This window comes from Herbaspirillum sp. UBA812 (genome assembly GCF_002296545.1).
GTDB classification, from domain to species: Bacteria; Pseudomonadota; Gammaproteobacteria; order Burkholderiales; family Burkholderiaceae_D; genus Herbaspirillum; species Herbaspirillum huttiense.
Genome location: NZ_DBIC01000185.1, coordinates 21,123 through 28,408, shown reverse-complemented (window position 1 = coordinate 28,408; position 7,286 = coordinate 21,123). Strand labels below are relative to the sequence as shown.

Sequence of the window (7,286 nt, the reverse complement as noted above, 5' to 3'; positions counted from 1 at the left end):
CCGCCTTGTAGTCCCAGCTGCCGCGCCATACACGACCCGGCACCAGGCTGCGCTGGCGGCTCCATGCGCTGATGGTGTCGCGCTCCTCGGTGGCACCCTCGCGGTGGTAACGCACCGTACCGGCAAGGGCCCGGGGCAGCAGGGCGGACTGATCGGAGAACACCAGCGTATGCATTGGAACGTCTGCATCCTCTGTCCTGCCGGTATCGGCAGCCGGCTGGGGGCTGGCCACATACCAGGCAATGCCCTCGCGCCGACAGAGCCGCCTGATGAAGTGCGCATCGGATTCGTTGAACTGATGGCTGATCTCGCGCATCGGATAACGGCGATCTTCCAGGCCATCCAGATCGAAGTGAAATGCCGTCGCCAGTGCGGGGCTGCGCTGACGCCATTCACCGAGCATGATCTCCAGGATGCGCGGCACGCTCAGCTGACGGAAGACGCGGGTGTTGATGCGCTCCTCCATGATCGACAGCGCGTCCTTGAGCGTGAGCTGGTAGACCCGCAGCGCACCGTCGGCCTGGCCGGCGCGCGCCTCGGTGATGATCCCGTTGGTGTGATGCAGACCGCCTCGGTCAGTCACCATCTCGATGCCCAGCGGCTGTCCGAGCAGGGCCTGCAGCGGCAGTTCAGGATCGCTGGACACGCAGGTCAGCTTCGCCTGCATTCCTTCCAGACAAGCTTCTTCGATGTCGACCCGCTGCACCAGCAGCCATTGCGCGAAATGAGCTTCCTGCGCCCGCCAGCGCAGCCTGAGGGGACGGTGTTGCTGCGAGAGTACGGCGCCGGCAAATGTCGCAGCGATGGTCTGGAATTGATCTGTCATGGCGGAATGGACGGCAGCGACAAGCGTGGCCACAAAAACTGGCCAGCATAGTGAGGCTGATCCACCAGGGCAGAGATTCACCAAAGAAAGGAAGTGAATCCCGATTTTCTTGAGCAAATGATTCAAAAAATATCGATAATTACCGCTACTCACTAGGCATCACTGACCACTTCTCATCCCGACATGGACACCACCCGCATCGACAAATGGTGCTGGGCCGCACGCTTCTTCAAGACGCGGTCTCAGGCCACCGAAGCCGTGGAGCGCGGCCGCATCAAGCTCAACGGCGAGCGCACCAAGCCCGCCCACAACGTCAGGAACGGCGACCGCCTGGACATCGACAACGGTTCCACCGAATGGGAAGTGCTGGTCACCGGCATCGCCGACAAGCGCGGCTCGGCCGCCATCGCCGCCACCCTCTATCAGGAAACCGAAGAGAGCATCACGCGCCGTGCCGCGCTGGCCGAACGCCATCGCCTCTTCCGCGAACCCTCGGCCGAGATCAAGGGGCGCCCGACCAAGCGTGACCGCCGCCTGCTGGACCGGTCCTCATCCTGATCCCGCCGCAGCGCTGGCTCGTTGTAAGATGAAGGCCGTTTTCCCCGGCCTGTCTTTTCTCCAACCCAGGTGCAAAGGTGCAGATGTCTCAGGTGGTCTCTTCCGAATCGATGCAGTCCGTCCCCGTGGCCCGGCCCCTGCGCAAGGAGTGCCCGCCCGGTGCCTGCGATTGCCAGCGTGAGGCGCTGCTGGAATGCCTGCACGCGCCGGAAGCCCGCGTGCTCTGGCTCACCCGTGAAGAAGAAAAACGCCTGATCGAACGCATCACCCGCGTCAGCACCTACGACGAGCTGCTGCATGTGGGCAGCCTCATGCGCAAGAACCTCGGCATCCACCTGCATATCAGCCCCGGTGCCAACGAGGTGCGCACCGTGCGCGGCCTGCAGATCCACCTGGCCGAGCAGCCAGGCCTGTGCCGCAAGACGCGCGACACCATCCCGGCGGCCATCCGCAAGTGCCTGGAAAACAACCCCACCATCGTCTACGCCCTGCTCGATGCCCACGACCTGCTGGGTGCCGCCAGCCCCCCTTCCGAATCCGCCTGAAGGCTTGCCGCCCGGCAAAAATCCATACCGCAAGACAGCCCGATTTTTTGTTTGACATTTGCGGCGCGATGAATAATAGTACGATCGTTCGAATAAATTCTGCATGAAGATAAATTCATGCCGGGTTATCCAGGGCACAAGACAGCGGACCCCGAGCCGCGCCCGTCGAACCGGTTCCTTCCCGTCGCCGCCTGCGGCGGATATCAAAGAGACAACGATGACTGAGACAAGCAAGGTGACCACCGCGCCCGCCCGGCCCAAGTTCCTGCGCAAGGGCGAGCAGACCCGCGCTGCCATCCTGGATGTGGCGCTGGAGCTGGCCAGCCGTGATGGCCTGGAAGGGCTCACCATTGGCCTCCTGGCCGAGAAGATGAAGATGAGCAAGTCCGGCGTCTTCGCCCATTTCGGCTCGCGCGAGGACCTGCAGATCGAGGTCGTGCGCCTGTACCACAACCGCTTCGAGCAGGACGTGTTCTATCCCTCCATCAAGGAGCCGCGCGGCCTGCCGCGCCTGGAAGGCATGTTCGCGCGCTGGATCAAGCAGGTCACGGTGGAAATCGCCCTGGGCTGCATCTACATCAGCGGCGCGGTTGAGTATGACGACCGCCCGGGCGCCATCCGCGATCACCTGGTTGCCATGGTCCAGGCCTGGCGCGATGCGCTGGAACGCTGCATCAAGCAGGCCATGGAAGCCGGCCACCTGCGCACCGACATCGAGGTCAGCCAGATGGTCTATGAAATGTATGGCCTGATCCTGGCCCTGCATCACGATGCGCGCTTCCTGCACATCCCCGGCAGCGTCGAACGTGCCGAGGCCAGCTTCCGCCGCCTCATCGACAGCTACCGCCCGCAGGGCAGCGACAGCGCCAGTACCAGCGCCCCCAAGAATTCCAAATCGGCTGCCAGGAAGGCAGCGTAACCCGTCCGGAGACATTCATGCCCCAATACAACGCCCCCTTGCGCGACATGCAATTCGTGCTGCACGAGCTGCTCAATGTCGAGGAAGTGTTCAAGGAACTGCCGCCCCACGCCGACACCAACCGCGAACTGGTGGACCAGGTGCTGGAAGAGGGCGGCAAGTTCGCCTCGCAGGTCCTGTTCCCGCTGAACCATTCGGGTGACCGCGAGGGTTGCCATTTCGATCGCGAGAGCAAGGCCGTGACCACGCCCAAGGGTTTCAAGGAAGCCTACAAGCAATACGTCGAAGCCGGCTGGGCGGCGTTGTCCTGTGATCCGGACTTTGGCGGCCAGGGTCTGCCGCTGACGATAAACAATTCCTTCTACGAGATGCTGAACTCGTCCAACCAGGCCTGGACCATGTACCCCGGCCTGTCGCACGGTGCCTACGAGTGCCTGCATGCGCACGGTTCGGACGAACAGAAGCAGCTCTACCTGCCCAAGCTGGTCTCGGGCGAATGGACCGGCACCATGTGCCTGACCGAAGCCCATTGCGGCACCGACCTGGGCCTCCTGCGCAGCAAGGCCGAGCCGCAGGCCGATGGCTCCTACAAGATCACCGGCAACAAGATTTTCATCTCCGCCGGTGAAAACGACGTGTCCGCCAATATCGTTCACCTGGTCCTGGCCCGTTTGCCCGATGCGCCGGAAGGTTCGAAGGGGATTTCACTTTTCCTGGTTCCCAAGTTCCTGCCCAATGCCGATGGCTCGCTGGGTGCGCGCAACCCGATCTTCTGCGGTGCCATCGAAGAGAAGATGGGCATCCACGGCAACGCTACCTGCCAGATGAACCTGGACGGCGCCACCGGCTGGCTGATCGGCCAGCCGCACAAGGGCCTGCAGGCCATGTTCGTGTTCATGAACGCAGCCCGCCTGGGCGTGGGCATGCAAGGCCTGGGCCTGACCGAAGTGGCCTACCAGAACGCCCTGGTCTACGCCAAGGACCGCCTGCAGATGCGCAGCCTGTCCGGCATCAAGGCCGCCGACAAGCCGGCTGACCCGATCATCGTGCACCCGGACGTGCGCCGCATGTTGCTGACGGCCAAGGCTTTCGCCGAAGGTGGCCGCGCCTTCACTTCGTATGTGGCGCTGGAGCTGGACAAGGAACTGACCCACCCCGATGAGCAGGTGCGCAAGGACAGTGCCGACATCGTGGCCCTGCTGACCCCGGTGGTGAAAGCCTTCCTGACCGACAATGCCTGGATGGCCACTTCCGAGTGCCTGCAGGTCTACGGCGGACACGGCTACATCGCCGAGTGGGGCATGGAGCAATACGTGCGCGATGCCCGCATCAACATGATTTATGAAGGAACCAACACCATCCAGTCGCTGGACCTGCTGGGCCGCAAGATCTTGATGGACAACGGTGCCAAGCTGAAGAAATTCGGCGCGCAGATCCAGGCCTTCGTGGAAGAGCACGGTACCGATGAGTCCATGTCCGAGTTCATCACCCCGCTGGCCGACATCGGCGACAAGGTGACCAAGCTGACCATGGAAATCGGCATGAAATCCTTCGCCAACCAGGATGAAGCCGGTGCGGCTGCAGTGCCCTACCTGCGCGTGGTGGGCCACCTGGTGTTCTCCTACCTGTTCGCCCGCATGGCCAAGATCGCGCTGGAAAAGCAGGACAGCGGCGACGCTTTCTACACCGCCAAGCTGGCCACGGCGCGCTTCTACTTCGCGCGCCTGCTGCCGGAAACCGCGATGCTGATTCGCCAGGCCCGTTCGGGTGCGGCCAACCTGATGGCGCTGGACGCAGAACTGTTCTGATCGCAACACCACGCCGCGCGCGGGCTGCATGCCTGCACGCGGCGTTGATCCAACGCAATGCGGCCCGTGACGGCGTCACGCGGGCGTCACTGCGGCAGGGCATGCTGTGAGCCGCCGCACCCGGGATAAAGAGCGTACAGTGAGCGCTCGTCCCAGCGGCGCAGCACCTTGCCAGGCCCGAATTCATGTTTCATGTTTGCAGCACCAGCAAAGGAGATTTGCGTGTCCAATTTCATCGTCAAAAAAGTGGCCGTGCTCGGCGCGGGCGTCATGGGGGCCCAGATTGCCGCCCACTGCATCAATGCCCGCGTGCCGGTCGTGCTGTTCGACCTGCCGGCCAAGGAAGGCCCGAAGAACGGCATCGTGCAACGCGCCATCGAGAACCTCAAGAAACTGAGCCCGGCGCCGCTGGGCAACAAGGATGACGCGGCCCTGATCCAGGTCGCCAACTACGAGGATGACCTGGCCGTGCTGGAAGGCTGCGACCTCATCATCGAAGCCATCGCCGAGCGCATGGACTGGAAGCACGACCTCTACAAGAAGGTCGCCCCGCACATCGGCCCCAAGGCGATCTTCGCCTCCAACACCTCGGGCCTGTCGATCAATGCCCTCTCCGAAGGGTTCGATGCGGGCCTGAAAGCGCGCTTCTGCGGCGTGCACTTCTTCAACCCGCCGCGCTACATGCACCTGGTCGAACTGATCCCGACCCAATCGACCGAACCGCACATCCTCGATCAGCTCGAAGCCTTCCTCACCACCACCCTGGGCAAGGGCGTGGTGCGTGCCTTCGACACCCCCAACTTCGTGGCCAACCGCGTGGGCGTGTTCGGCATCCTGGCCACCATCATCGAAGCCGAGAAGTATGGCCTCTCGGTCGATGTGGTCGATGACCTGACCGGTGCCAAGCTGGGCCGTGCCAAGTCCGGCACCTTCCGTACCGCCGACGTGGTGGGCCTGGATACCATGGGCCATGTCATCCGGACCATGCAGGACAACCTGAAGGACGATCCCTTCTTCTCCTCCTATGCCACCCCGCCGCTGCTGGCCAAGCTGGTCGAGCAGGGCGCGCTGGGCCAGAAGAGCGGTGCCGGTTTCTACAAGAAGGTGGGCAAGGACATCCTGCGCATCGATCCGGCCAAGGGCGACTACGTCCCGGGCGGTGCCAAGGCCGATGACATCATCGCCCGCATCCTCAAGGAAAAGGATCCGGTCAAGCGCATGAAGGCGCTGCATGATTCGACCAATCCGCAAGGCCAGTTCCTGTGGGCCATCTTCCGCGATGCCTTCCACTACATCGCCGTGCACCTGGAATCGGTGGCCGACAACGCCCGTGACCTCGACTTCGCCATGCGCTGGGGCTTCGGCTGGAGCGTCGGTCCCTTCGAGACCTGGCAGGCGTCTGGCTGGAAGCAGATCGCGCAATGGGTCAAGGAAGACATCGAAGCCGGCAAGGCACTCTCCACCGCACCGCTGCCCGACTGGGTCTTCGATGGCCGTGACGGCGTGCATTCGGAGAAGGGCTCCTGGTCGCCCTCCAAGAAGGCCGACGTGGCCCGTTCCGAGCTGCCGGTCTACCAGCGCCAGGCCTTCCGTGCCCCGCTGGTGGGCGAGGGTGCGGCCGATGGCAAGAGCGCCGGTACCACCTTCTTCGAAGACGAATCGGTGCGCATCTGGCACCAGAACGACGATGTGCTGATCCTGTCCTTCAAGACCAAGATGCACGTGATCGGCCAAGGCGTGATCGATGGCATGAACAAGGCTGTCACCGAAGCCGAACAGAACTTCAAGGGCCTGGTGATCTGGCATCCGGATGCAGCCGAAGGCGGTGCCTTCTCGGCCGGTGCCGACCTGCAGTCGATGCTGCCGCTGTTCATGTCCGGTGGCGTCAAGGCCATCGAGCCGGTGGTGCACCAGCTGCAGCAGGCGCACCAGCGCCTGAAGTACGCCAGCGTGCCGGTAATCGCCGCGGTCGCCGGCCTTGCGCTGGGCGGTGGCTGCGAATTGCTGCTGCATACCGCCAAGCGCGTGGTCTCCATCGAGTCCTACATCGGCCTGGTGGAAGTGGGCGTGGGCCTGATCCCGGCCGGTGGCGGCCTGAAGGAAGCCGCGGTACGCGCCGCCAAGGAAGCCAAGGGCAACGACATCCTGCAATTCCTGAAGGAATACATGCTGGCGGCAGCCACTGCCAACGTCTCCAAGTCCGCACTGGAAGCGCGCAAGCTGGGTTACCTGCGCGAGGATGACGTGATTGTCTTCAACCCCTATGAATTGCTGCACGTGGCCAAGGTCGAGGCGCGCGCGCTGTTCGATGCCGGCTACCGTCCGCAACTGCCGCCGCAGGTGCCGGTGATCGGCCGCAACGGCCTGGCCACCATCATGGCGCAGCTGGTCAACATGCGTGATGGCGGCTTCATCTCGGCCCACGACTTCAAGCTCGGCAAGATGATCGCCGAGACCGTTGCCGGTGGTGAAGTGGAAGAGGGCAGCATCGTTAATGAACAATGGCTGCTCGACATCGAGCGCAAGTTCTTCATGGAGCTGCTCAACCACCCCAAGACCCAGGAACGCATCATGGGCATGATGCAAACCGGCAAGCCTGTGCGCAATTAATGAAACCTCTCTCCCCTTGA

Annotated in this window: 6 protein-coding genes; 5 read left to right on the top strand and 1 reads right to left on the bottom strand. The window is 63.1% G+C overall.

Annotated features, from left to right (window positions below):
• On the bottom strand, positions 1-943 hold a 943-nt coding region (locus B3873_RS12380), incomplete at its 3' end, for a type VI secretion system Vgr family protein (RefSeq protein WP_286866397.1).
• 66 nt (positions 944-1,009) lie between these two features.
• Here B3873_RS12380 and B3873_RS12375 point away from each other — a divergent pair.
• The 5 genes from B3873_RS12375 to B3873_RS12355 all read left to right on the top strand — a co-directional run bounded on the left by B3873_RS12375 (position 1,010) and on the right by B3873_RS12355 (position 7,266).
• On the top strand, positions 1,010-1,384 hold the full coding sequence (locus B3873_RS12375) for an RNA-binding S4 domain-containing protein (protein WP_039785255.1): 375 nt from the start codon (positions 1,010-1,012) through the stop codon (positions 1,382-1,384).
• 83 nt (positions 1,385-1,467) lie between these two features.
• Positions 1,468-1,929 carry a hypothetical protein gene (locus tag B3873_RS12370; RefSeq protein WP_121042392.1) on the top strand — a complete coding sequence of 154 codons (462 nt, stop codon included), beginning with the start codon at positions 1,468-1,470 and terminating at the stop codon, positions 1,927-1,929.
• Between the two features lie 217 nt (positions 1,930-2,146).
• Entirely contained in the window at positions 2,147-2,848 is a 702-nt protein-coding gene (locus tag B3873_RS12365) for a TetR/AcrR family transcriptional regulator (RefSeq protein WP_034329398.1), read from the top strand.
• Between the two features lie 17 nt (positions 2,849-2,865).
• Positions 2,866-4,656 carry an acyl-CoA dehydrogenase C-terminal domain-containing protein gene (locus tag B3873_RS12360; RefSeq protein ID WP_034329395.1) on the top strand — a complete coding sequence of 597 codons (1,791 nt, stop codon included), beginning with the start codon at positions 2,866-2,868 and terminating at the stop codon, positions 4,654-4,656.
• Positions 4,657-4,878: 222 nt separating this feature from the next.
• Positions 4,879-7,266 carry a 3-hydroxyacyl-CoA dehydrogenase/enoyl-CoA hydratase family protein gene (locus B3873_RS12355; RefSeq protein ID WP_286866394.1) on the top strand — a complete coding sequence of 796 codons (2,388 nt, stop codon included), beginning with the start codon at positions 4,879-4,881 and terminating at the stop codon, positions 7,264-7,266.
• The last annotated feature ends 20 nt before the right edge of the window (positions 7,267-7,286 follow it).